At 46.7% G+C, this 24629-nt stretch carries 21 protein-coding genes; 9 read left to right on the top strand and 12 right to left on the bottom strand.

What is annotated here, in order from left to right; all coding sequences use genetic code 11:
* Positions 1-377 (top strand): integrase core domain-containing protein (locus RT422_RS04095; protein ID WP_313421395.1); only part of this gene is annotated, 377 nt, incomplete at its 5' end.
* Between the two features lie 124 nt (positions 378-501).
* Here RT422_RS04095 and acnD read toward each other — a convergent pair.
* From acnD to prpB, 3 genes are all read right to left on the bottom strand, one after another.
* Positions 502-3102, bottom strand: coding sequence for a Fe/S-dependent 2-methylisocitrate dehydratase AcnD (gene acnD, locus RT422_RS04090; RefSeq protein WP_313421393.1), 2601 nt, complete (start codon positions 3100-3102; stop codon positions 502-504).
* Between the two features lie 98 nt (positions 3103-3200).
* Positions 3201-4373 (bottom strand): 2-methylcitrate synthase, encoded by a 1173-nt coding sequence (gene prpC / locus RT422_RS04085; protein WP_313421392.1) that lies wholly within the window; start codon positions 4371-4373, stop codon positions 3201-3203.
* Positions 4374-4463: 90 nt separating this feature from the next.
* Entirely contained in the window at positions 4464-5357 is an 894-nt protein-coding gene (gene prpB, locus RT422_RS04080; protein WP_198510405.1) for a methylisocitrate lyase, read from the bottom strand.
* A 373-nt stretch (positions 5358-5730) separates the two neighbouring features.
* On the opposite strand from prpB, the gene RT422_RS04075 reads away from it, so the two are divergent.
* Positions 5731-6090, top strand: a complete 360-nt coding sequence (locus RT422_RS04075; RefSeq protein ID WP_313421391.1) for a hypothetical protein — start codon at positions 5731-5733, stop codon at positions 6088-6090.
* Between the two features lie 108 nt (positions 6091-6198).
* Here the strand turns inward: RT422_RS04075 and RT422_RS04070 are convergent, their stop codons facing one another.
* Positions 6199-6510, bottom strand: coding sequence for a DUF3144 domain-containing protein (locus RT422_RS04070; RefSeq protein WP_065263831.1), 312 nt, complete (start codon positions 6508-6510; stop codon positions 6199-6201).
* Between the two features lie 86 nt (positions 6511-6596).
* Entirely contained in the window at positions 6597-7763 is a 1167-nt protein-coding gene (gene metK, locus RT422_RS04065) for a methionine adenosyltransferase (protein ID WP_095356014.1), read from the bottom strand.
* A gap of 440 nt (positions 7764-8203) precedes the next feature.
* Between metK and uvrB the strand changes: the two genes are divergently transcribed.
* Positions 8204-10321 carry an excinuclease ABC subunit UvrB gene (gene uvrB / locus RT422_RS04060; RefSeq protein ID WP_313421390.1) on the top strand — a complete coding sequence of 706 codons (2118 nt, stop codon included), beginning with the start codon at positions 8204-8206 and terminating at the stop codon, positions 10319-10321.
* 93 nt (positions 10322-10414) lie between these two features.
* Here the strand turns inward: uvrB and RT422_RS04055 are convergent, their stop codons facing one another.
* The gene (locus RT422_RS04055) at positions 10415-10825 is read right to left on the bottom strand and encodes an MgtC/SapB family protein (protein ID WP_313421389.1); all 411 of its coding nucleotides are present in this window, start codon (positions 10823-10825) and stop codon (positions 10415-10417) included.
* 239 nt (positions 10826-11064) lie between these two features.
* Here RT422_RS04055 and pepN point away from each other — a divergent pair, with 239 nt between their 5' ends.
* The 6 genes from pepN (at position 11065) to nfsA (ending at position 19028) form a co-directional block, all read left to right on the top strand.
* Positions 11065-13764: an aminopeptidase N gene (gene pepN, locus RT422_RS04050; RefSeq protein ID WP_409520102.1), complete on the top strand. Its 2700-nt coding sequence runs from the start codon at positions 11065-11067 to the stop codon at positions 13762-13764.
* A 55-nt stretch (positions 13765-13819) separates the two neighbouring features.
* A complete protein-coding gene (locus tag RT422_RS04045) occupies positions 13820-15052 on the top strand; it encodes a YbfB/YjiJ family MFS transporter (protein ID WP_313421388.1) in 1233 nt (410 codons plus the stop codon).
* Positions 15053-15073: 21 nt separating this feature from the next.
* Positions 15074-15829: a nitroreductase family protein gene (locus RT422_RS04040; RefSeq protein ID WP_284034194.1), complete on the top strand. Its 756-nt coding sequence runs from the start codon at positions 15074-15076 to the stop codon at positions 15827-15829.
* Positions 15830-15868: 39 nt separating this feature from the next.
* Positions 15869-17224, top strand: coding sequence for a solute carrier family 23 protein (locus tag RT422_RS04035; protein WP_284034193.1), 1356 nt, complete (start codon positions 15869-15871; stop codon positions 17222-17224).
* Positions 17225-17332: 108 nt separating this feature from the next.
* Entirely contained in the window at positions 17333-18196 is an 864-nt protein-coding gene (locus tag RT422_RS04030; RefSeq protein ID WP_313421387.1) for a CoA ester lyase, read from the top strand.
* Between the two features lie 55 nt (positions 18197-18251).
* On the top strand, positions 18252-19028 hold the full coding sequence (nfsA, locus tag RT422_RS04025) for an oxygen-insensitive NADPH nitroreductase (RefSeq protein ID WP_313421386.1): 777 nt from the start codon (positions 18252-18254) through the stop codon (positions 19026-19028).
* Positions 19029-19142: 114 nt separating this feature from the next.
* On the opposite strand, the gene purB is transcribed toward nfsA, so the two are convergent.
* The 6 genes from purB to RT422_RS03995 form a co-directional block, all read right to left on the bottom strand.
* The gene (purB, locus tag RT422_RS04020) at positions 19143-20525 is read right to left on the bottom strand and encodes an adenylosuccinate lyase (RefSeq protein WP_313421385.1); all 1383 of its coding nucleotides are present in this window, start codon (positions 20523-20525) and stop codon (positions 19143-19145) included.
* 80 nt (positions 20526-20605) lie between these two features.
* On the bottom strand, positions 20606-21616 hold the full coding sequence (locus tag RT422_RS04015; RefSeq protein WP_312176708.1) for a multidrug resistance efflux transporter family protein: 1011 nt from the start codon (positions 21614-21616) through the stop codon (positions 20606-20608).
* 73 nt (positions 21617-21689) lie between these two features.
* Positions 21690-22412, bottom strand: a complete 723-nt coding sequence (gene queE, locus RT422_RS04010) for a 7-carboxy-7-deazaguanine synthase QueE (RefSeq protein WP_313421384.1) — start codon at positions 22410-22412, stop codon at positions 21690-21692.
* 74 nt (positions 22413-22486) lie between these two features.
* The gene (locus tag RT422_RS04005) at positions 22487-22891 is read right to left on the bottom strand and encodes a carboxymuconolactone decarboxylase family protein (RefSeq protein WP_313421383.1); all 405 of its coding nucleotides are present in this window, start codon (positions 22889-22891) and stop codon (positions 22487-22489) included.
* Positions 22892-22964: 73 nt separating this feature from the next.
* Positions 22965-23786, bottom strand: a complete 822-nt coding sequence (gene dapD / locus RT422_RS04000; RefSeq protein ID WP_313421382.1) for a 2,3,4,5-tetrahydropyridine-2,6-dicarboxylate N-succinyltransferase — start codon at positions 23784-23786, stop codon at positions 22965-22967.
* A 147-nt stretch (positions 23787-23933) separates the two neighbouring features.
* On the bottom strand, positions 23934-24623 hold the full coding sequence (locus RT422_RS03995; protein ID WP_313421380.1) for an LrgB family protein: 690 nt from the start codon (positions 24621-24623) through the stop codon (positions 23934-23936).
* Positions 24624-24629: the final 6 nt, after the last annotated feature.

The raw sequence follows: 24629 nt of genomic DNA, 5'->3' as shown, positions 1-24629 counted from the left end.
TACTAGGCATTGATATTGGTACCAGCATCCCGTCACTACGAGTGATTCGCTATTTGGATCAGTTAGCCGAGTGCCATGGCTATCCTAACAAGATTCGGGTTGATAATGGCAGTGAGTTTACCTCAAATGTCTTCACGGATTGGGCGGCGGCTAACAACATCTTGATTGACTATATCAAGCCTGGCTGTCCGTACCAAAATGCGTATATTGAACGATTCAATCGTAGCTATCGAAATGAGGTGTTAGATTGTTATTTGTTCAATAATTTAAATGAGGTTAGACAATTAACGGATAAATGGATCGAGGTTTATAACCACGAACGACCGCATGATTCATTGAATGATATGACGCCTGCTGAGTTTAAACAGGTGGCTTAATGTTTCTACTTTGATGTTGTTTTAAGTTTGGGGTATTTACAGGAATTCAGACATAATTTACTCCAATTGATTTAATAGACTGCAAAGTAACTATTTATCTGCAGTCTATTAAATTTATATAAATTTAGCAACTCGCTAAAAAATCCTTGGCAAATTTCTGCAACACGCCGCCAGCATTGTAAGTATCCACTTCTGCTTGGGTATCAAGACGACAGGTCACAGGTACTTCAAGCGGCTGAGAGCCTTCTTTATTAATCACTAGCGTCAAATCACAACGTGGCGAGATATCACCAATCACATCATACGTCTCAGTACCATCTAGCCCTAGCGTGATACGTGTCGTCCCAGCTTTAAATTCAAGCGGCAGCACGCCCATACCGATAAGGTTGGTACGGTGAATCCGCTCAAAACCTTCCGCCACAATCGCTTCCACCCCTGCCAGACGCACACCTTTGGCAGCCCAGTCACGGCTAGAGCCTTGACCATAGTCCGCCCCGGCGATGATAATCAGCGGTTGCTTACGGTTCATGTAGGTCTCAATCGCTTCCCACATCCGCATCACTTGACCTTCAGGCTCAACGCGAGCCAGTGAGCCTTGCTTGGTACTGCCATCGTCATTTTTCACCATTTCATTAAACAGTTTTGGATTGGCAAAGGTCGCACGTTGCGCGGTTAAGTGGTCGCCGCGGTGGGTGGCATAGCTGTTAAAGTCTTCTTCGGGCAAGCCCATTTTTGCCAAGTATTCGCCTGCCGCCGAGCTTGCCAAAATCGCATTGGACGGTGACAAGTGGTCGGTGGTGATATTGTCAGGTAAAATCGCCAATGGACGCATACCTTTGAGGGTGCGTTCACCCGCTAGCGCGCCTTCCCAGTAGGGTGGACGGCGGATATAGGTCGACATTGGGCGCCAGTTATACAGTGGGCTGTCGGCTTTTTCGCTGCGGTCAAGGTTAAACATAGGGATATAGATTTGACGGAATTGCTCAGGTTTGACGTGTTTTGCCACAATCGCGTCAATCTCTTCATCCGATGGCCAAATGTCGATAAGGCGAATCTCTTTACCATTGACCACGCCAAGCACGTCTTTTTCGATGTCAAAACGAATCGTCCCTGCAATCGCATACGCGACGACTAATGGCGGGCTTGCTAAGAAGGCTTGTTTGGCATACGGGTGGATACGTCCATCAAAGTTGCGGTTGCCTGATAGCACCGCCGTGGCATACAGGTCGCGGTCGATGATTTCTTGCTGAATCGCAGGATCTAACGCACCCGACATACCGTTACAAGTGGTACAGGCAAATGCCACGATACCAAAGCCGAGTTTTTCCAGTTCTGGCAATAGGTTAGCGTCTTGCAAGTACAGTTCAGCCACTTTTGAGCCAGGGGCGAAGGATGATTTCACCCAAGGTTTACGGGTTAAGCCAAGTTCGTTGGCTTTTTTGGCAAGTAATGCCGCTGCCACCACGTTACGAGGGTTTGAGGTATTGGTACACGAGGTGATAGCGGCGATAATCACCGCCCCATCAGGCATTAAACCATTCTCTGACTCAGGCACGGCTTCACCTTCGGCATGGGCAATGCCTTTGGCAGAAAGCTCAGAAGTCGATACGCGCGCATGGGGATTTGAAGGACCTGCCATGTTACGGGTGACGAGTGACAAATCAAACTCAAGTACACGCTCATACTCAGCAGTGGCTAGGTCAGATGACCAAAGCCCTGCGGTTTTGGCATAGTTTTCTACCAGTTCGACTTGTTTGTCTTCACGCCCTGTGAGGCGTAAATAGTCGATGGTTTGCCCATCAATATAAAATAACCCTGCAGTTGCGCCATATTCTGGCGTCATGTTGGCGATGGTGGCACGGTCACCAATCGATAGGCTGTCTGCGCCTTCACCGAAGAATTCCACATAGGCACCGACCACGCGCTCTTTACGCAAAAACTCAGTCAACGCCAACACAATATCGGTGGCGGTGATGCCTGCTTGGCGTTTGCCTTTGAGGTGTACGCCTACGATATCAGGCAGACGCATCATTGATGGATGACCGAGCATCACGGTTTCTGCTTCCAGTCCACCGACACCCACCGAAATCACGCCCAGCGCATCCACGTGTGGGGTGTGGCTGTCTGTGCCCACGCAAGTATCTGGGTAGGCGACGCCATTTTGTACTTGGATAACAGGTGACATTTTCTCCAGGTTGATTTGGTGCATGATGCCGTTGCCTGCGGGAATCACATCGACGTTTTCAAAGGCAGTCTTTGTCCAGTTGATAAAGTGAAAACGGTCTTCGTTGCGGCGGTCTTCGATGGCGCGGTTTTTTTCAAACGCATCTGGGTCATAACCACCACATTCCACAGCAAGCGAGTGGTCAACAATCAGCTGAGTTTGCACCACAGGGTTGACCTTGCTTGGGTCGCCACCTTGCTCAGCGATAGCATCACGCAAGCCTGCCAAGTCCACAAGGGCAGTTTGACCTAAGATGTCGTGACACACCACACGCGCAGGGTACCAAGGAAAGTCTAACGTACGCTCGCGGTTGATGAGCTGTTTAAGCGCAGCGGTCAATTCATTTGAATCAGTGACTTTACGCACCAATTGCTCAGCTAAAATACGCGAGGTGTAGGGAAGTTTATCATACGCGTCTGGGGTGATGTCGTTCACCGCTTGGCGGGTATCGAAGTATTCCAAATCAGAATTGGGTAAGGGCTTGCGGTATTGGCTTGTCATTTGGCTTAACCTTAAAATTAATAATCCAGTAGAAAAAAAGCCCTTCAAATCAATAGGTAGGCTGACCTGAAAGGCTTTTTATACGATTAAAATGCTAATTATTGACGCTCATCCAGCGGTACAAATTTTTGGTCATCAGGGCCTGTGTAGTTGGCAGAAGGACGGATGATTTTGCCATCAGCACGTTGCTCAAGTACGTGCGCTGACCAGCCAGCAGTACGCGCAATCACAAATAATGGGGTAAACATGGCAGTGGGCACGCCCATTTTGTGGTAGCTGACCGCTGAGAACCAGTCGAGATTTGGGAACATTTTTTTGTTGTCCCACATCACGGTTTCTAGGCGTTCTGCCACATCAAATAGGGTCATGTCGCCCGTTTCTTTGGATAAGTTGCGAGCCACTTCTTTGATGACCACGTTGCGTGGGTCGCTCACGGTGTAGACAGGGTGACCAAAGCCAATGATAACCTCTTTTTTCTCAAGACGTTCAAGGATGTCTTTTTCTGCATCGTCGGCATTGCGGTAGCGTTTTTGGATGTCATACGCCACTTCATTGGCGCCGCCATGTTTTGGACCTTTTAACGCACCGATTGCGCCTGAGATGGCGGAGTACATATCCGAGCCAGTCCCTGTGATCACGCGGCTGGTAAAGGTTGATGCATTGAACTCATGCTCAGCGTATAAGATGAGTGAGATGTGCATGGCTTTGATATGCGATTCACTGGGGGCTTCGCCTTGTAGCAGCTCAAGGAAGTGACCGCCAATGCTGTCTTGGTCGCTCTCAAGGCTGATCACTTTGCCATTGTGGCTATAGTGATACCAGTACAGTAGCATTGAGCCTAATGAGGCGATAAGCTTGTCGGCGATATCACGGGCTTCTGAGGTAGGCTGGCTTTCACGCTCAGGCAAGGTGCAGCCCAGTGCCGATACGCCAGTACGCATCACATCCATCGGGTGGGCGTGGGCAGGCAAGGCTTCAAGCACTGCCAGTACATTGACCGGCAAGTTACGCAGGGTTTTGAGTTTTTTCTTATACACCGCTAGCTCATGACGGTTTGGCAAATGACCATGAATCAGTAAGTGCGCCACTTCTTCAAATTCGCTGTCTTTTGCCAAATCCAAAATATCATAGCCACGATAGCTTAAGTCATTGCCTGTACGACCTACGGTACATAGGGCGGTGTTACCGGCGGGTACCCCTGATAGGGCAACGCTTTTTTTAGGTTTTGGCTTATTGTCGGTCGCATCTGTTACCGGGGTGTCTTTTGACATGGTAAAACTCCTTTTTAGCTTTATTAAGTGTTTGGCATTCAGTGTTTAGCCTTAAGTATTTGGCATTAAGTGTTGAGCATGGTTCGCCAATTATTTTTTTGATTTAAATAATGCGTCAAGTTTTTGTTCGTATGAGTGGTAATTTAAGAAATCATACAATTCCATGCGGGTTTGCATGGTGTCGACCACGGATGTTTGTACGCCTTCATCTTTTAAGGCTTGGTAGACATTGAGGGCGGCTTTGTTCATCGCACGAAACGCAGATAATGGATAAAGTACCATGTCAACGCCCACGTCAAACAGCTCTTTGGTGCTGTAAAGGTCGGTTTGCCCAAACTCAGTCATATTGGCAAGCACGGGAATGTCTAACACGTCGGTAAATTTGCGGTACATGGCGATATCGGTCAATGCTTCAGCAAAAATCATGTCCGCGCCTGCTTCTCGAAACGCCACCGCACGTTCAACCGCAGCATCCAAACCTTCCACTGACAGCGCATCGGTTCGTGCCATCACCACAAAATCTGGGTCAACTTTGGCATCCAGCGCAGCTTTTAGGCGGTCAACCATCTCGCTGGTTGAGACGATTTCTTTGTTGGGGCGATGACCACAGCGTTTTTGCGCTACTTGGTCTTCGATATGAACCGCGGCAACGCCTGCTTTTTCCATTTGTTTGATGGTTTGGGCGATATTAAATGCGCCGCCCCAACCCGTATCGATGTCAACCAGTAATGGTGTGTCAACCGCATTGGTAATACGGGTGGCATCGGTCAATACATCGTTAAGGCTCGTCATACCAAGGTCAGGCAAACCGAATGAGGCATTGGCAACACCGCCACCTGAGAGATAAATCGCTTTATGACCGACCTGACTTGCCATCATGGCAGTGTAGGCATTGATAGTGCCAACGATTTGAAGGGGACGACCTTCGGCTTTTTCAGACTCAATGGCGTCACGGAATTTGCGACCTGCAGAGATAGGTGCCATGTTGCTTCCTTTTTACATGATTGAAGGGGAAAATAGCAAAGTTAGGGTTAATCAGCCCTGCTTTAGGTTTTGGGCAGGTTATTTGCTGCTTTGCCTTATTATAACCACCAGTATACGCACAAAAAAACTAACTGTCAGTACGCGATTTTTAAAAATTAAGTTAAGTAAAAATAAAAGTATGCTAAAAATGAATAGTAAACTTCTATTTTTACATAATTAGTCGCGCTAACTTTTAAAAGGTGAATATTTTGCGCAAAGTGTGAAGTGTTTATTTACATTTATTTACAATAAATAGGCGTTCGTTGCTACATTCTTCTAAAATAAGTTTAACAAACTAGGCATGATATACAGGTTGAAATTTGAGGAATTACTTATGGCACAATCAACGTTACCGAGTCATATCAAACAACTGGTCGATAAAAAAAACTACGTCATCGCCATCAAAACCCACGCACAAGAGCAGGGGATTAGCTTAGACGAAGCAAAACAACAAATTGATGCGTATGAAAATCAAGCGTTAGCGGCAAACAGTCAAACGCCGTCTACAGCCCATCCTGCGCCATCAGCAGCGACTAAAGAACAAGGCTTTAGCACATTGACACAAGGGCTTGATAATCATCTCAAACAAGAAAATATCACCCTACTGTTATTGCCAAGATGGGTGAAACGGGTGAGTGTGATTATCTTGGTCATCTTGATAATAGGTTGGTTGTTTTATCGATGGTTTAAATAATTAATTGTTCAAATAATTGCGGGTTTAGATGATAAGCACTGCAATAAAAAAAGCGTATGACGATTCAATACGCTTTTTTAATGAAATGCTCGTGTTGTTGGACTGCAATTAATTGCCAATTTGCATGTATTTTTGGAAGTTTTCGGCATAGTCGTCAATATTGTCAGACAACATTCGCTCAAAATTCTTGGTGAAATGTTCGATAATATCTTGCTTTTCTTTGGCATAATCAGCGCCTTTGACAAAGCCCGTTGCCGCTGTCCATGCGCTAAAACGTGCGACCGCATACAACATGGAGGCATTGATTTTACCTGCGTGTATATCATCGGTGCGAAGGGTATTGGCAAGCTGGATAAACTCATCAGCACGCTCATAAAACGCGTTCATTTCTTCGGTGATTTGGTTGGTGTTTTCGCTCATAACTTTTCTCTAATTCTCTACCATCAATTAAACGTTAAAAAGGTGCGTAAAACGCACCCTACAAATCTTGTACTTGGTCAATAAAATTATAAACCCGCGTCTGCTTTGAGTAGTGCCGCGCGGTCAGTACGCTCCCAAGTAAAAGCGGTTTCAGTGCCTTGGCGACCAAAGTGACCATAGCTCGCTGTTTGCTCATACATGGGCTGGAGTAGGTTAAGCATACGCGTGATGCCATACGGACGTAAATCAAAATGCTGGCGAATAAAGTCGACAATCTTGTCATCGCTGATCTTGCCCGTGCCAAAAGTGTTGACAGAGATAGAGGTAGGCTCTGCCACCCCAATGGCATAACTTACTTGAATTTCACAACGCTCCGCCAGTCCTGCCGCTACGATATTTTTGGCAACATAACGCCCTGCATAGGCTGCACTGCGGTCAACTTTTGATGGATCTTTACCTGAGAACGCACCGCCGCCGTGACGCGCCATACCGCCATACGTGTCTACGATGATTTTACGACCCGTCAAACCCGCATCCCCCACAGGACCACCAATCACAAATAACCCGGTTGGGTTGATATGATACTTCGTGTCCTTGTGCAGCATCGCGGCTGGGATGACAGGCTTGATGATTTCTTCCATCACCGCTTCATGCAAGTCTTTTTGCGAGATACTGGGATCGTGTTGGGTTGATAGTACCAACGCATCAATAAACGCAGGTTTATCGCCATCATAGCGTACCGTGACTTGCGCTTTGGCATCGGGACGCAGCCACGCTAATGTGCCGTCTTTACGCAATTGCGCTTGCTTTTCCATCAAACGATGGGAAAACTGAATGGGGGCAGGCATCAACACATCCGTCTCATGGGTGGCATAACCAAACATCAAACCTTGGTCACCGGCACCTTGCTCTTCAGGGCGCGAGCGGTCAACGCCTTGGGCGATTTCGGGAGATTGTTTGCCAAGCATATTGATAACCGCGCAGGTGGCGCCATCAAAGCCCAACTCTGAGCTATTGTAGCCAACGCGCAAAACGGTATCACGCACGATTTTTTCAAAATCAACATTGGCGGTGGTAGAAATTTCACCCGCCAGCACCACGCCACCTGTTTTGGTCAAGGTTTCGCACGCAACACGCGCATGGATGTCTTGCTCAAGAATGGCGTCAAGGATAGCATCAGAGATTTGGTCAGCGAGTTTGTCTGGGTGACCTTCACTGACGGATTCAGAGGTAAATAGTTGATATTCACGCATTTAATTTTCTCATTACATCAAGGGTGATAGAAAATTAATCGCTTTGCAAACCTATCTCTATTTTACATTTTAAAACGAGAACAAAGCAAAAATAGAAAGTCACGGACTGCAATACAGCACGAGCAAGTTTGCAAAATGATTAACGAAAAAATGATTAATATGACTAATAGGAAAATGACTCATACAAGTCACTGCCGCTACAGTGGAAAAGTCAGGGGATATTATAAGGGATTTTGCCAAATTAACCTAATGCTTTTAAATGCCTAACTGGAATAGGCTAATGGGGTAATTTTAACAAGTTTGATGATGGCTGGTTTGTGAATGGGTGGTCTTTTTTGATATAACCAGTCATTGATACAATATTTCGCGTTATTCTGCTTTAACTTCTCACCCATCAACCCCATTATTTACCCATCTTTGACTACTATAAAGACAATAAAATGCGACCACCTCAATCTTCCCGCTCCGAACGTGAACTTAGCCAACTTGCCCGCCAAATCCAAGATGATGCCCAAATCACAGGTGTCAATGCCAGTGGCACCCAAATCTCAAGTAAACCTTTTGAGATGGTGACCGAATTTGAACCCTCAGGCGACCAACCGCAAGCGATTGCCAAATTGGTTGACGGTGTCGACAAAGGCATGGACGGTCAGCTGCTCTTAGGGGTGACAGGCTCAGGTAAAACCTACACCATGGCAAAAGTGATTGCCCAATGCCAGCGTCCCACCATTATCATGGCACACAACAAAACCCTTGCTGCCCAGCTATATGGTGAGTTTAAGGCATTCTTTCCCCACAATGCTGTGGAGTATTTTGTCAGTTATTACGACTATTATCAGCCTGAAGCGTATGTGCCTGCCAGCGATACTTTTATCGAAAAAGACAGCGCCATTAACGACCATATCGACCAAATGCGACTGTCCGCCACGCGTGCGCTACTCGAACGTCGTGACGCCATTATCATTGCATCGGTATCTTGTATCTATGGTTTGGGTGACCCAGAAAGCTACCTAAAAATGCTCCTTCACATCGTAGTGGGCGACAAAATCGACCGCACTGCCATGCTCAAACGCTTGGTGGAGCTGCAATATACGCGTAACGAGCTTGACTTTGGGCGAGGTACTTACCGCTTGCGTGGCGAAGTGCTTGATATATACCCGGCTGAGTCTGAACAGCTTGCAGTGCGTATCAGTATGTTCGATGATGAAGTGGAAAAAATCACTTGGTTTGACCCGTTGACAGGTAAGAACGTGCGCAGTGTGCCACGCATTACCATCTATCCAAAATCACACTACGTCACCCCACGAGACAAGCTAGAGAAAGCCAGTGGCACTATCAAAGCCGAGCTTGAACAACGCCTTGAGTATTTTCGAGCGCATGACAAACTGATTGAAGCACAGCGTATCAAAGAACGTACCACTTATGATTTGGAAATGATTCAACAGCTTGGCTACTGTAACGGCATTGAGAACTATTCGCGCCATTTATCGGGACGTCCTGCAGGTGAAGCACCGCCGACGTTGTTTGACTACATTCCGCCCGATGCTTTGCTATTTATTGATGAAAGCCATGTAACCGTGCCACAAGTCGGCGCGATGTACAAAGGCGATAGAAGTCGTAAAGAAACCTTGGTCAATTACGGCTTTCGCCTGCCATCTGCGATGGATAACCGCCCGCTGATGTTTGAAGAATGGGAGCGTATTACCCCTGCGACCATTTTTGTGTCGGCGACCCCTGCCCAATTCGAGCTTGAGCATAGCGAGCAGGTCGTAGAGCAAGTGGTACGTCCGACCGGTCTAGTGGATCCACAGCTTGAGATTCGTCCTGTCTTGACCCAAGTTGATGATGTGCTGTCGGAAATCAACATTCGTAAAGCCAAAGATGAGCGAGTGCTGATTACCACGCTCACCAAACGCATGGCAGAAGATTTAACCAGTTATCTAAAAGAGTACAACATCAAAGTTGCTTATTTGCACTCGGATATCGACACGGTGGAGCGGATGAAAATCATCCATGAACTGCGCACAGGCGTGCATGATGTGCTGGTCGGTATCAACCTGTTGCGTGAAGGTTTGGATATGCCTGAGGTGAGTCTGGTGGCGATTTTTGATGCGGATAAAGAAGGCTTTTTACGCTCGGAGCGTTCGCTCATTCAGACCATCGGTCGTGCCGCGCGTCATGTCAATGGTAAGGCGATTTTGTACGCTGACAGTATTACCCCAAGTATGCAAAAGGCGATTGAAGAAACTGAGCGTCGCCGTGCCAAACAGATGGCATATAATGAAGAACATGGCATCACGCCGACATCCGCTCGCCGTCAGATTACCGATAAAATCGACACAGGCGAAGCAGAAGCCCCGAACGATAATCAAGCGATTGCGGTCACCCATGCGTTCCCCGATGTGGATATTTCGATTTTGCGTTCGCCTGATTTGCTTGCCAAAGAGATTGCACGGTTAGAAAAAGAGATGAAAGCCTTGTCGCGTGATTTGAAGTTTGAGGAAGCGGCAAAAGTGCGCGATAAAGTGGTAAGCCTAAGAGAGTTTGTGTTGCAATGATAGTGGACGATGGGTGTTAAATGTGCGGTTTTACCCCAAGAAGAGTAACAGCTTTTCTTGGGGTAAGTTTAAGCTGTCATCCAACTTTTTACATTAAACATCATCGTTATCCTTGCTAAGTTTTTGTTTTAACGGACTAACAAAATAAAAAATCCCTACCATAAACACACTAATCAATACCGCAATCTCTAGCCGTCCCATCGCCACTGCCACGCCCACACAGCCCGCCGACCAAATCGCCGCCGCTGTCGACGTTCCTTCAATCATGCCATCTTTTTTGAGAATTGCCCCACCGCCGATAAAGCCAATCCCTGTTACCACGCCGCTTACGATGCGCCCCATTGCACTGGGGTCATCGTTTTGCACTTCAAACGCAAGCAGCGCAAAACTACAGCTTGCTAGACTTACAAGCGGAAAAGTGCGCAGCCCAATGTTTTGTCGACTATTCTCACGATTGTAGCCTACAGGTAATACCAACACAAACGCTATCACCATTTGAAACATGTGAACTACCCTCAATTTCCAATCTAAATCAAATAAATTACCTACAAAATTATCCATCATGTCACCCACAAACGAGTCAAAAGGGTTGAAATTTTATCCGATAAAAATAAAAAAAATAGCATGAAAATGTAATAACAAAGTCATTATGGTTTGTGACCAAAAAACGTCATTAATTATGGCATAATAGCCACATTGAATGAGAATAATTTTTAACAACACATTGAGAGCTAAAGAAATATATGACCAACGTCACCGAAACCAACCAAACCGAAAATCCCCAGCTATTAAACACCGAAATGCCCGATGTACCCGCTAATATACCCACACCAGACCCCAGTTTAAATAGTCACCAATTAAATACTAACCAGCCGCAAAAAATCTATCTAAAAGACTACACGCCGCCGGTCTTTAGTGTCAATCACATTGACTTAAAAATTGAGTTGTTTGACGGCGCCGATAAAAAGCAGGCAACCGTCACCGCCAATCTTGACATGGCAAGAAACACGGCAGGCGATTTGGTACTCTTTGGGCGAGAATTACAGCTTGAATCAATTACCTTAAACGGCAAAATTTTAAGCGAAAGCGACTACCAACTAGACCAAGAAAGCCTAACGATTGTTAACGCGCCAGACACTTGTCAGATTACCACCGTCGTCACCATCGTGCCGCAAACCAATACCAGTCTTGAAGGCTTATACCAAGCAGGGGAAGGGGCGGACAAAATGTTCTGTACCCAGTGTGAGCCAGAAGGGTTTCGTAAAATCACCTTTTATCCGGACCGTCCCGATGTGCTTGCCACCTTCACCACACGCATTGAAGCGGATAAAACTTACCCAACGCTGCTTGCCAATGGTAACTTAATCGACCAAGGCGAGCTTGCGGGCGACCGTCATTTTGCGGTGTGGCAAGACCCCACCAAAAAACCAAGTTATCTATTCGCTTGCGTCATGGCAGATTTGGACGTATTGACCGATCAGTATGTCACCAGTGAAGGGCGTGAAGTGCTGCTTGAATTATACGCCAAGCATGAGAACATCGAGCAGTGCCATGTCGGCATGCAAGCGTTAAAAGACTCCATGAAATGGGACGAAGACAACTACGGACGGGCGTATGACCTTGACCGCTATATGATTGTGGCGGTTAGCCAGTTTAATATGGGCGCGATGGAAAACAAGGGATTAAATATCTTTAACACCGCTTGCGTACTATCTAGCCCAGAGACCACCACCGACCGCCGTAACTTTAATGTCAAAGCAGTGATTGCCCATGAGTACTTCCATAACTGGACGGGCAACCGTATCACCTGCCGTGACTGGTTTCAACTGTGCCTAAAAGAAGGCTTTACCGTATTTCGTGACCAGTCTTTTTCCGAAAGTCTGCATTCCCCAGCGGTTCAGCGGATTGATGATGTGGCAACATTGCGAGCGGCGCAGTTTCCTGAAGACGCTAGCCCATTGGCGCACCCGCCACGCCCTGATCATTTTGTCGAGATTAATAATTTCTACACCGCCACAGTGTACGAGAAAGGCGCAGAAATCGTTCGCATGATTGCCAATACGCTTGGCAAAGAAAAATTCCGCCAAGGCACGGACGAATATTTTCGCCGTTATGACGGGCAAGCGGTCACGGTTGAAGACTTGTTGTCAGCGTTAAGCGTCGCCGATAGCAGTATCAACCAATTTATCGATTGGTACACCCAGCCAGGCACGCCTGTGTTGTCGGGGCATTTTGAGAAAACAGCTGACAAGCTTATCTTGACGCTAAGCCAACACACGCGCCCAGTGGCAGGCTATCCTGCACCAAAAGCCTTGCCGATTCCTGTTAAGATGGCGATTTTTAACCGTGCCACTGGACAACTAGTACACGAAGATTTGGTGTTACTGCGCGAAGACAGTCAAACGTTTAACTTTGACGGTTTGTTTACCACAGCAGATTTTGACCCTGTGGTGTCATTGCTTCGTGATTTTTCCGCGCCTGTTCAGCTCAATTTTGAGTATAGTAATGATGATTTGGCATTTTTGATGCAGTATGAGACCAATGGCTTTAACCGTTGGCAAGCGGCACAGTTGTTGGTCAATCGTATTTTATTGCAAAATGCCGACACCGATGCCTATATCACGGCATTAAAAGCCAGTCTGCCAGCGCTATCAGAAACCGATCCCATGCTAGCGGCGCGGTTACTAGATATGCCAAGCGAGCGAGAGCTGGGCAGTGCGATTCAGACCGACTATGACCCTAGCCAAGTTCGTGCCCGTCATCAAGCGGTCAAAAAAGCCGTAGCGGTAGAGCTTAAAGACATTTGCCAGAGTGCGTATGCCAAACTGCCGATTACCGCATATGAAGATACAGCCGAAGCCATGGGCGTGCGGGCGTGGCGAAATGTGGTGCTAGATATGGCGTTATTGGCAGGCGTGAGTGATGCCAAACACTGGGCGATTACCCAATACCAACAAGCGTCTTGTATGACTGAGCGTTTAGGCGCGTTAAATGCGGCGGTGGAGTATGGTCTGCCCCAAAAAGCCGAATGGCTTGCCGATTTTTATCAACGCTTTCATCATGATGCATTGGTGATGGATTTATGGTTTGGTGTCCAAGCCAATGACAGTCAGGCGAGCGTTGCCGATATTTTTGCGTTAACCTTACACCAAGACTTTGATATCAATACCCCAAACCGTGTGCGTGCGGTGCTCGGCGGATTGCTCGCGCAGCCTACCAAAATTTGGACACAGCAGGGCGTTGAGCAGTATTTGAGCATGATGCAAGATTTGGATAAACGCAACCCACTGTTGGCGTCACGTTTGATTCAAGGTTTATCAAATTGGAATGCCTTGGTAGCAGACAAAAAGTCAATGGTTAACGATGCTTTGATATTAAGCCAAGCTAATATGTCGTCCAAAAATGTGAAGGAAACCTTGCAAAGTATGCTCAATAATCTTTAAAATGCAAGCTTAAACGCTGACAAGCCGTGTCAATAAAATCAAGGGGTAATGCAAAATGTCACAATCTGAACGACAACAGATTATATTTTGCTTTATCCTAGCGACTACCGCGCTTGCGGTGGCAATGGGAATCGGGCGATTTGCCTTTACACCGATTTTGCCTTTGATGATACAAGAAGGCACAGTCCATCTTGCGCAAACGGCGTGGTTATCAAGTAGCAACTATATTGGCTATTTGGTCGGGGCGCTGTCACTGCTTAAAAGTAACCGGCACCCGCTGTTTGTCGTCTTAGGTCTCACCTTAGTCACGCTTACCACTTGGCTGGCTTCGCTAAGCAGCTTTGGCTGGTTACTGGTGTTACGCTTTTTGGCGGGTGTGGCAAGCGCTTGGGTGCTGGTATCTATCAGTGCGTTTGCAATCAATTGGTTGAAATCAAGACAAGTAGCCAGCAGCGGCTTGATTTATACGGGTGTCGGTATCGGTATCACCCTTACAGGATTGATTTGTAGCTATTTTATTTTTCAACCGGTGACAGTAAATGTTGCTGCTCAGTCATCATTGAGTGCATTATCGAGTCGATTATGGCAGTATCTAGGCGTGATTGCGCTGCTCGCCACCCTGCTTGTCACCTTTTTGCTGGCGAAAATCAACTCGCAGTTTGCCTCAACAGCTGCTGCCAAAGCCAATCCTACCAATCCTACCTCTTCTAGCATACTCCCACCTGCCAAGCTAAAATTAGCGAATGTATTAACTGCCTACGGTTTGTTTGGGTTTGGCTATATTTTACCTGCGACTTTTTTGCCACAAATCGCCAAGCAATGGTTATCGGGGCAAAGTTATTTGCTGATTTGGCCATTTTTTGGGTTGGCGGCGGCTTTGTCGGTGGTGTTGTCGCAGGGGTTACAACGCCGTTATAACAACTTTTCTTTGCTCGGCGTTTGGCGAGTGTCACAAATTATCATGGCGGTTGGTACATTATTGCCTGCGCTTTGGCAATCGTTGACAGGTTTGATGTTGTCAGCGCTGATGGTGGGCGGCACCTTTATGGTGGTGACGATGGCAGGGCTGCAAGTGGCGGCAAGCCAAGTCACGCACTACCCTAAATACAACTTAAGTGCGCTGATGACCGCAAGTTTTGCATTTGGGCAGCTTATCGGACCGCTAACTGCGCTAGTTGCAACAGGCAAAAATATTTGGCTTGCGTTGTTACCCGTCTCTGCCATCGTTTTGCTTATTGGGGTGGCGCTACTTTGGCGACCGTATCAACAATCATTAAATCATGTTTAAATCACTTTTAACGGGGCAATCATGAATAATCAAACTGTGAGTAATCAAACCATTGAACTTTTACAAAATCATCGGGTGTATCGAGAATTTGATAGTAGCGCCACTGTGCCAGATTCGCAATTAAACGACATCATCAAATGTGCCCAGCAAGCGCCCAGTTGGCAAAACGGACAGCACTACAGCATTATCAATATTAGCGATAAGGCGTTACGTCAAAAAATTGTCGATTTGCAACCGCGCAACCCACAGATTGCCCAATGTAGTGTATTTTTGGTATTTGTGATGGATGGCTATCGCTCGTATTTGAGCAGTCAAGCGTATGATGGCAGCTTTGAGGGTTTTAAGGATAGTGATACATTGATTACGCTGGCTACCGATACGGCATTGGCGGCACAAAATGCCACGGTGGCGGCAGAGAGTTTGGGTTATGCCACTTGTCCGATTGGCGGTTTGCGTATGATTGCCAATGACTTAATCGAACTGCTTCAGCTACCAAAATATACCTATCCAATTTTTGGCTTATGTATCGGTAAACCTAGCGTGGAAATGCGCCTAAAACCGCGTTTACCAAAATCTGCGGTGTACTTTGACAATCAGTATCAAGTTGACGCGTTACCACAAATGCTCGCCGATTATGAGCAAACCATTTTGGCGTTTAATGAAGCGCGTGAGCGTAAGCCATACCGTCAAAAATTTGCCGATTACTACAGTCAACCGTATGTCGCTGCTGCAGAAGATTGGCTCAAAGCGCAGGGTTTTTTGACAAAACAAAAATAACGTGTAAAATTCGCGCAGTTGACAGATGAGAGCAAAGTTATGGCAAATTCGCAAAGACGACCAACCCATCAAAATACCGGTAATGATAGCGGCTGGTTCCCAAAATGGCAGCCTTACGATGGGCATTTAGATCATCATCCTGTGCGTATCCACGAGTATTTACCTGCTGATAAAAGTCTGCTACTTGGGCTGCAACATGCGTTTGCGATGTTCGGGGCAACGGTGCTTGCGCCGTTATTGATGGGCTTTGATGCCAACCTTGCGATTTTGATGGCGGGGCTCAGTACGGTGCTGTTTTTCTTTTTAACGGGTGGGCGAGTACCCAGTTATTTAGGGTCAAGTTTTGCGTTTATCGCGCCCGTGATTACCGCGACGGCTTATACAGGCTCAGGCTTTAATGGTAATTTATCCGTGGCGCTCGGTGGTATTTTTGTCTGTGGTATTTTTTATGCCATGGTGGGTTTGCTGGTGATGAAAACAGGGGTTGGCTGGATTGAGAAACTCATGCCGCCTGTGGTAACCGGTGCGATTGTGATGATTATCGGGCTAAATTTGGCGCCAGTGACTATCAAAGGCGTGTCGGGCAACCAGTTTGATAGTTGGGTTGCGTTGATGACGGTGCTTTGTATTAGTGCGGTCGCTGTGTTTAGCCGCGGTATGCTCCGTCGTTTGTTGCTACTGATTGGTTTGGTATTGGCGTATATAGCATATTTTGTGCTCACCAATGTGCTTGGGTATGGCAAGCCGATTGATTTTACCCCAGTTGCCCAAGCAGCTTGGGTCGGATTACCCAATTTTTATCATCCGACATTTGATATCAACGCAATTATTTTGATTGCCCCGGTTGCCTTTATTTTAATCGCCGAAAATTTAGGACATATCAAAGCGGTAGAAGCCATGACAGGACAAGCGGTGTCGCCTTATATGGGACGCGCTTTTTTCGCCGATGGTCTATGTACGGCGATGTCATCGAGCATGGGCGGTACGGGCGTGACAACCTATGCAGAAAATATCGGCGTGATGGCAGTGACCAAAGTATATTCGACCACAGTTTTTGTGGTGGCAGGCTTGATTGCTGTGCTACTGGGGCTGTCACCAAAATTTGGCGCGATTATCCATACCATCCCAGCGCCGTTACTTGGCGGTGCCTCTATCGTGGTGTTTGGGCTTATCACGGTAGCAGGGGTCAAAATTTGGCTGGATAATCACATTGATTTTAGTAAAAATGCTAATTTAATCATTGCTGCGGTGACCGTTATTATGGGGGCTGGGGATTTTAGCTTACATATTGGACAATTTAATTTGGGCGGTATCGGTACTGCGACAGTGGTCGCCATCGTGTTAAATTTACTGTTTAGCCGCAGTGAAAAAGCCAAATTGACGGTTTTAAAATAAACTAAAAAACGCCTTACTTTGGGTAGGGCGGCGTTTTTTGATAAACTGTTTGATAAGTTGTTTGCCAAAAAGAATATGTCACCAAAAATGGACGAAAAAGGATGTCGCATGAGCGAAAACAATGTAGCAAAACCCAAGGGATTGAGCGCAACCAGTTATTTGTTTGTACCCGCCGTCAATATTGAGCGGGTGGAAAAAGCCTTTGCCCGTGGCGCAGATACGGTGATAATTGACTTAGAAGATGCGGTCAGTGATAGTGTCAAAATGCAGTCGCGTGACAATGTGGTCAATTATCTAAGCGGCGCTGATGCCCAGCCTGTTTGGGTGCGTATCAATGCCGCAAGTAGCAACCACCAAGCGGGCGATATTGATTTGCTCAAATCTTTACCAGCGTCCGCAATCAACAACATGATTGGGGTGGTGCTACCCAAAGTAGAGCACGCCATAGAGATTGACCGCGTCCGTCATGCCCTCGCCAAACCCATGATTGCGTTAATTGAGACGCCCAAAGGCATGGCAAATATACCTGACATCGCCGCTGCAGCAGGATTGACTGCGCTCAGTTTTGGCTTTTTGGATATCTGTGAAAAATTGGGCGTGCGCGCAGACAGCGAGGCAGGTCAGATGGTTGCCAACCAAATCCGTTATCAGCTAAGCTTGCATAGTGCTATCAATGCGCTCACCCCACCGATTGAATGCGTATACCCGCCTTTCAATGATGATGACGGTTTGACCCAGCGTGTCAATGGGTGGCGCGATTTGGGTTTTTCAGGGATGCTATGTATTCATCCAAACCAAGTCGCTATTGTCAATGCACTGGCTAGACCCAGCCAAGCACAGCTTGCCTTTGCCAAAAAAGTGGCTGACCATTATGCACAGACAGGGCTTGCCGCATTTGCCATGGATGGACAGATGGTCGATACTCCGGTGATTGTGCAAGCGCAAAAGCTGATTCAAAAATACCAACCCTAAGGCTAATCAAACCCTAACCCAACTTATAACAACACAAACCATAACAAGGAAAATCATGACAACACATAGTGAGCATAATGACAGTAAACCCACCCTAGAGACGATACTCAATCATCGCTCGATTCGCAAATTCACCAATCAGCCAATAGATGAAGCGACGTTTGAGCAGCTTATCGAAGCGGGGATGGCAGGCTCATCATCGGGATTTCTGCAGTCGGCGAGCATCATTCGGGTGACAGATCCAAAGCAGCGCTATGACATCCGCCGTATTTGCGCCGATGCCCAGCAAGCCAAAGACGGGGAAAAATACGGTCATCCCTATGTGGAGCACTGTGCCGAGCTACTAATTTTTTGTATGGACAACCACCGCCACCAAACCCTTGTACCCAATGCGCAAATTGATTGGACTGAAGTCACCATTGTTGGGGCGGTTGATGCAGCCATTATGGCGCAAAATCTGCTGCTAGCGGCTGAGAGCATTGGATTGGGTGGTGTGTATTTGGGCAGCGTCCGCAATGACATCAGACGGATGGGCGACATACTCAAACTGCCACAAGGCGTGGTGCCGCTATTTGGCATGGCATTGGGTTATCCTGACCAAAACCCTGCCATGCGTCCACGTTTGCCAAAGGCCTTGGTAGTTTCCACCAACCAATATGAACCCGCTGACAAATCCGCATTAGACCAGTATAACCAAACCGTTGCAGATTATTATGCGGCGCGTGGTCAAGCAGGGTCGGATTGGGTGCAAACCATTGAAAGTTATTTGGATAAACCCGTACGTCCCGAGGTGCTGCCTTATCTTAACCAACAAGGCTATGCCAAAAAATAACCCAAAGTTTAATCAACAAACTCACCTAAAAAAAATTCTGTAAAAAACTCGATTTAAAAAAAAGTCACGTAAAAAAAGGACGCTTAGGCGTCCTTTTTTATCAGTGAGAAGCTCTTATTTTAATAAATTTTTCAAGTTTTTGGCTTGCTGCGCTGCATTACCGGTATAAGTGGCAGGGGTCAAATCAGCCAAACGTTGACGCTCATCTTCTGGCACTGCTGCCAGCTCATCGCCATTGACAAAGTTGACCATCATCTCACGAGTCATGGCTTGACCGCGGGTCAAGGCTTTTAGTTTCTCATAAGGTTTTTCAACATTGTAGCGACGCATCACGGTTTGGATCGGCTCTGCCAATACTTCTTGTGCAAGTTCTAGGTCTTCATTGAGACGACTAGCGTTAAGCTCTAATTTGCCAATACCTTTTAAGCAGGCGTCAAAGGCAATCAAACTTTGAGCAAAACCTACCCCCATATTGCGAAGGACCGTTGAGTCGGTCAAGTCGCGCTGCATACGAGAAATCGGCAGTTTTTCACCCAAATGTGCCAACACGGCATTGGCAATACCTAGATTACCTTCTGAGTTTTCAAAGTCAATTGGGTTGACTTTGTGTGGCATGGTGGATGAGCCCACTTCGCCATCTTTGAGTTTTTGTTTGAAATAACCCAAGGAGATATAGGTCCATACATCGCGGTTAAAATCAATCAAAATGGTATTGTAACGGCGCAGCGCGTCAAACAATTCGGCGATATAGTCGTGTGGCTCAATTTGGGTGGTATACGGATTAAAGGTCAACCCAAGGCTAGTGACAAAGTGCTCGGCATTTTTTGCCCAGTCAATCTGTGGATAGGCTGACAGGTGGGCGTTGTAGTTACCCACTGCACCATTGATTTTACCTAGCAATTCTACGTTATTAAATTGCTTGAGTTGGCGATGCAGGCGGTACGCCACGTTTGCCATTTCTTTACCCAAAGTCGTTGGGCTCGCGGTTTGCCCATGCGTGCGTGACAGCATGGGTTGGTCGGCATGGGTTTCGGCGAGGGCTGCAATCTCATCAATGATTTTTTGCATCGATTGCGCCAGTACGTCGCGACCGGATTTTAGCATCAACGCGTGTGATAAGTTATTGATGTCTTCAGAGGTACAGGCAAAATGGATAAATTCACCCGCGTCTTTTAGCGCATCGATATCGGCAATTTTTTCTTTTAAAAAGTATTCAACGGCTTTGACATCATGGTTGGTAGTGCGTTCGATGTCTTTGATACGCATCGCGTCTGCTTCGCTAAAATTGGCTACAATCGCGTCTAGGCGCTCATTGGTCGCTGCCGAAAAAGGCTGAATTTCATGAATATCTGCATGATTGGCAAGGGTCTGCAACCAGCGTACTTCCACCGTCACACGGGCATGAATCAAGCCAAATTCTGACAGGTAAGGACGTAAACTATCCACTTTACTGGCATAGCGACCATCAATAGGTGAAAGAGCGGTCAAAGTATTCATCAAATAATCCTAATCGGTTAAATAAAGGGTTAAAATAAAAGTGCCTGCATTATAGCAAACTATCACAACCTGGACTACCGCTAGCGTTGCTTGGCAAACAGCCCAAGCCCAATAATTACCAATGCAATCCCCACAAAACTTAAGCCTGATGGCATGGGCGTGTGCAGCAGCAACATACCGCCTAACAACGCAAAAATAATTTCACTGCCTTGTGTGGCATCGACGGCGGCCAGTTGTTGAGGCTGTTTGGCAAGACTACGGGCATGTAAAAAAGTGGTCGTACCTAGCACACCTGCCATCAAGGCAACCAAAAAACTAATGGTCATTTGTGAGACACTGGGCGCGGGCGGTTGTACCAGAAAGCCTAATACCAACCACATCGGCAATGACCCTAGCGACATCAGCCAGACTTTATGCAAGGGATTTGATAGCAGTGGGGAAGTTACTTGCGGCACTTTTTGTAGCAATTTGCGCGTTGCCAATTTGCTCATTTCATTAGTAGTAGGATGGGTGGAGTCCCCTTTGGGTTGTCCTGCTTGCCAAATCAATTGATTACCTAAGGGAAAACAAAAACTGGCGATAAAGGCAGGCAGCGCACCAAATAGCAACAAAGCATGCCAATCAGTGCCTTGGCTCGTGCTATGCCTTAATCCTTCACCCACATTGGCAAGTACCACACCGATAAATACAATCACCGAATAGACAATAACTTTTTTTTGAAATGATTGCCCAAAAAAACTCAGTACCACCAAGCTTGCCACCACAGTGAATAAATAGGTCGCGGCAAGCACCCACCCTTGCGCATAATCCGCCGCAAACGCCAGCAGTCCATATGTGCCAAGCCCAATACCGCCCGTCACACACCAAAACTGCCAATGACTGGCAAATAGTTTACATAGCGCTATCAGCTTGGACGGATTCAATTTGTTTTGCAGCAAAATAAAAACCGATAACAACAGCCACATAAAAAAACAGCGAAAACTTGCTGACCAAAACCAATGTCCGCCTTGTACACTCATCAATTGATACAGTACAAACGACGTGCTAAAAAAAGCCGACGCAATCAGCCCCCAAACAATCATTTTTCCCATTGGCTTGATATTTCCCTAAGTTGTATTCTAACGATTTGGCAGTGGCTATTTGGCAGTGGCTATTTGGCAGCGGCTATTTGCCTTTGGCATCTGCCCAAATGATTTTATGCAGTTGCAGTTGAAAACGCACTGGCAGCGCATCGGCAAGTATCCATTCTGCCAAGTCAGTGGCAAGGGTAGGTATATTGGTTTGACGTTCTTCCACATTAAACATCGGAGAAAACCATACCGTCGCGACTTTTTTATCCAGTTGGTAGTCTGCTAGGATTTGTTTTGACCAGTCATAGTCGTCGCGATTCATAATGACAAATTTGATTTGGTCATGGGCAGTTAAGTAGGGGATGTTTTGCCACAGATTTTTATCAGCTTCTTGAGAGCTTGGGGTTTTGATATCCATGACCTTAGAGACTGCCGTTGGCACCTCTGCCACGGACAGCGCGCCCGAAGTTTCAAGCGAAATCTCGTAGCCATGCGCCAGTAGCAAGTTCATCAAAGCGATTGCATTGGGCTGGGCTAAAGGTTCGCCACCTGTCAAACAAATACGCTGGCACGGAAAACTCTGACACACTGCCAAAATCCCTGCCAAACTCATGCGCTCGCCGCCGACAAAGGCATATTCGGTATCACAATACACGCAGCGCAGCGGGCAGCCCGTCAAGCGAATAAAAATCGTCGGTAATCCTGCAGTCAAGGCTTCACCTTGCAGCGAGTAAAAAATCTCAGTGATTTTAAGACCTGCTTCGGGATCGGTGGTAGGGATATGGATGTTGCGTAATGATTTGGTTTGGTTTGGCATAGAGTTGATTTAGCTAATGACAATGAGTGGCTATTTTATCAAATTTATGCCAATAAATCTTTTGGATTAACCGGTTAAAGCAGTTTCATATCGCCCAAAACTTCAACGGCTGCCCGAAACGCTTCTTGTGCCGCTGGTGCACCGCAGTAAGGTAAACTATGCAGTAGCACTTCTTGAATTTCTGCTACACTTGCGCCGTTATTAATCGCCCCGCGAATATGCCCTTTTAGTTCTGTTGGGGATTTTTGCGCGATTAAAAATGCCATGGTGACTAGCGAGCGGGTTTTGCGGTCTATTCCTTTTCCATCAGTGTCGTCGCGTTGCCATGTTGAGCCCCACGCGTGTTCATTAATCCAGTCTTGTAGTGGGGCAGTAAATTCGGTGACTTGTGACAAGGCACGCTCTACATGTGCTTCACCCATGACTTGTTTGCGGACGTTAATACCGTTTTCATAATTTTCATTTTTTTGTGATGACATAACTTTTCCTGTTATCAAACCGATAAAAAAAGCAAACCATGGTTGATTTGCTTTTGTTTTATTGACGTTTATTTTAGTCCATTCTTAACAAGTCATTGATCGAGGTTTTTGAGCGGGTTTGCGCATCGACTTTTTTCACAATTACTGCGCAGTAAAGCGAGTGTGAGCCATCTTTGCTTGGCAAACTACCCGACACAACCACTGACCCTGCAGGAATACGGCCGTAACTGATTTCGCTTGTTTCGCGGTCTAGGATTTTGGTTGATTGACCGATATATACGCCCATCGAAATCACCGAGCCTTCCTCAACAATTACACCTTCAACGATTTCTGAGCGCGCACCGATAAAGCAGTTGTCTTCAATAATAGTTGGATTGGCTTGTAGCGGCTCAAGGACACCGCCAATACCGACACCGCCTGATAGATGCACGTTTTTACCGATTTGGGCGCATGACCCCACCGTCGCCCACGTATCGACCATGGTGCCTTCATCGACATAGGCGCCGATATTGACGTAAGATGGCATCAAGATAGCGCCTTTGGCAATGTATGAGCCTTTACGCGCGACGGCAGGTGGTACCACGCGCACGCCCGCTTTGGCAAATTGTTCATCGCCCCAGTCTGAAAATTTGGTTTCGACTTTATCAAAGAACTGCAGGTCACGACCGCCATTCATGATGCGGTTGTCGTTCAGTCGAAAGGATAATAATACCGCTTTTTTGACCCATTGGTTGACGATCCATTCACCGTCTTTTTTTTCTGCCACGCGCAAGGTACCCGCATCGAGCTGGGCGAGCACATCATTGACGGCGGCACGCACATCGTCGGTGGCATCATTGGGGTTGAGGTTGGCACGGTTTTCAAACGCATCTTCAATAATCTGTTGTAATGACATAATTTTTTCCTACAATCCAAAAAAAGGTAGGTCATTGTCGCTAATTTTATTTTGTTTGGCAAATATTAATACGTCATTTTGGCAAGTTTTCATGAGTAGATAGCTTTGATGGGTTGTAAAATCACAGCAGGTATTAAAAAGCATGGGTTAAATAGCCGTCATTAAATGAATCAGCGCAGGGCCAAAAAACACCATAAACAACCCTGCCAATACCATCGTCAAACTGGCAATCACGCCTTCGCTTTCATGGCGCTGACTGGCTCTTGCAGTACCAAAACCATGTGACGCATTACCAAATGCCACGCCGTGGGCAAGATGAAAACGGATTTTTGACCAGGCCAGTACCATATCGCCAATCACCATGCCGACCACCCCAGTAATTAAAGTAAATAGCGATACCAGCGCCGCTGAACCATGAATCTGCTGCGCCAAATCAATCGCAAATGGGGTGGAAATTGACCGTGCCATCAAGCTGTAGGTGAGGGTGGCATCAAATTTAAACACGCTAGCAAACACCATAATGCTAGCAATACCCACCAACATGCCCACCACAATCGACACCGCAAGCACAGCAGCATAGCGATAAATCAATTGACGATACTGATAAATCGGTATGGCAAATGCCACGGTTGCAGGGCCCAACAGCTCAACAATCCAAGCGGTATCGGCAAAATAGGTTTGGTAAGAAATCCCAAGCACAATCATCAATACAATCGTTACCGTCGCCACCGTGATGGCAGGATTGAGCCAAAATTTTGGGAAACGGGCATAGACCCGCTTTGCTAAAACATACGCCAAGATAGTCCAGATTAAACAGCCGATAGAGATAATATTCATAGTAAA

The sequence above is a fragment of the Moraxella sp. CTOTU49803 genome (genome assembly GCF_032097965.1).
Taxonomy (GTDB): domain Bacteria; phylum Pseudomonadota; class Gammaproteobacteria; order Pseudomonadales; family Moraxellaceae; genus Faucicola; species Faucicola tetraodonis.
This window is presented reverse-complemented; position numbering and strand designations above follow the sequence as displayed.

Bases quoted from the DNA above. Each gene is read 5' to 3' on its own strand.
- acnD (WP_313421393.1), bottom strand. From the start codon at position 3,102: ATGACAAGCCAATACCGCAAGCCCTTACCCAATTCTGATTTGGAATAC.
- prpC (WP_313421392.1), bottom strand. From the start codon at position 4,373: ATGTCAAAAGACACCCCGGTAACAGATGCGACCGACAATAAGCCAAAA.
- prpB (WP_198510405.1), bottom strand. From the start codon at position 5,357: ATGGCACCTATCTCTGCAGGTCGCAAATTCCGTGACGCCATTGAGTCT.
- RT422_RS04075 (WP_313421391.1), top strand. From the start codon at position 5,731: ATGGCACAATCAACGTTACCGAGTCATATCAAACAACTGGTCGATAAA.
- RT422_RS04070 (WP_065263831.1), bottom strand. From the start codon at position 6,510: ATGAGCGAAAACACCAACCAAATCACCGAAGAAATGAACGCGTTTTAT.
- metK (WP_095356014.1), bottom strand. From the start codon at position 7,763: ATGCGTGAATATCAACTATTTACCTCTGAATCCGTCAGTGAAGGTCAC.
- uvrB (WP_313421390.1), top strand. From the start codon at position 8,204: ATGCGACCACCTCAATCTTCCCGCTCCGAACGTGAACTTAGCCAACTT.
- RT422_RS04055 (WP_313421389.1), bottom strand. From the start codon at position 10,825: ATGTTTCAAATGGTGATAGCGTTTGTGTTGGTATTACCTGTAGGCTAC.
- pepN (WP_409520102.1), top strand. From the start codon at position 11,065: ATGACCAACGTCACCGAAACCAACCAAACCGAAAATCCCCAGCTATTA.
- RT422_RS04045 (WP_313421388.1), top strand. From the start codon at position 13,820: ATGTCACAATCTGAACGACAACAGATTATATTTTGCTTTATCCTAGCG.
- RT422_RS04040 (WP_284034194.1), top strand. From the start codon at position 15,074: ATGAATAATCAAACTGTGAGTAATCAAACCATTGAACTTTTACAAAAT.
- RT422_RS04035 (WP_284034193.1), top strand. From the start codon at position 15,869: ATGGCAAATTCGCAAAGACGACCAACCCATCAAAATACCGGTAATGAT.
- RT422_RS04030 (WP_313421387.1), top strand. From the start codon at position 17,333: ATGAGCGAAAACAATGTAGCAAAACCCAAGGGATTGAGCGCAACCAGT.
- nfsA (WP_313421386.1), top strand. From the start codon at position 18,252: ATGACAACACATAGTGAGCATAATGACAGTAAACCCACCCTAGAGACG.
- purB (WP_313421385.1), bottom strand. From the start codon at position 20,525: ATGAATACTTTGACCGCTCTTTCACCTATTGATGGTCGCTATGCCAGT.
- RT422_RS04015 (WP_312176708.1), bottom strand. From the start codon at position 21,616: ATGGGAAAAATGATTGTTTGGGGGCTGATTGCGTCGGCTTTTTTTAGC.
- queE (WP_313421384.1), bottom strand. From the start codon at position 22,412: ATGCCAAACCAAACCAAATCATTACGCAACATCCATATCCCTACCACC.
- RT422_RS04005 (WP_313421383.1), bottom strand. From the start codon at position 22,891: ATGTCATCACAAAAAAATGAAAATTATGAAAACGGTATTAACGTCCGC.
- dapD (WP_313421382.1), bottom strand. From the start codon at position 23,786: ATGTCATTACAACAGATTATTGAAGATGCGTTTGAAAACCGTGCCAAC.
- RT422_RS03995 (WP_313421380.1), bottom strand. From the start codon at position 24,623: ATGAATATTATCTCTATCGGCTGTTTAATCTGGACTATCTTGGCGTAT.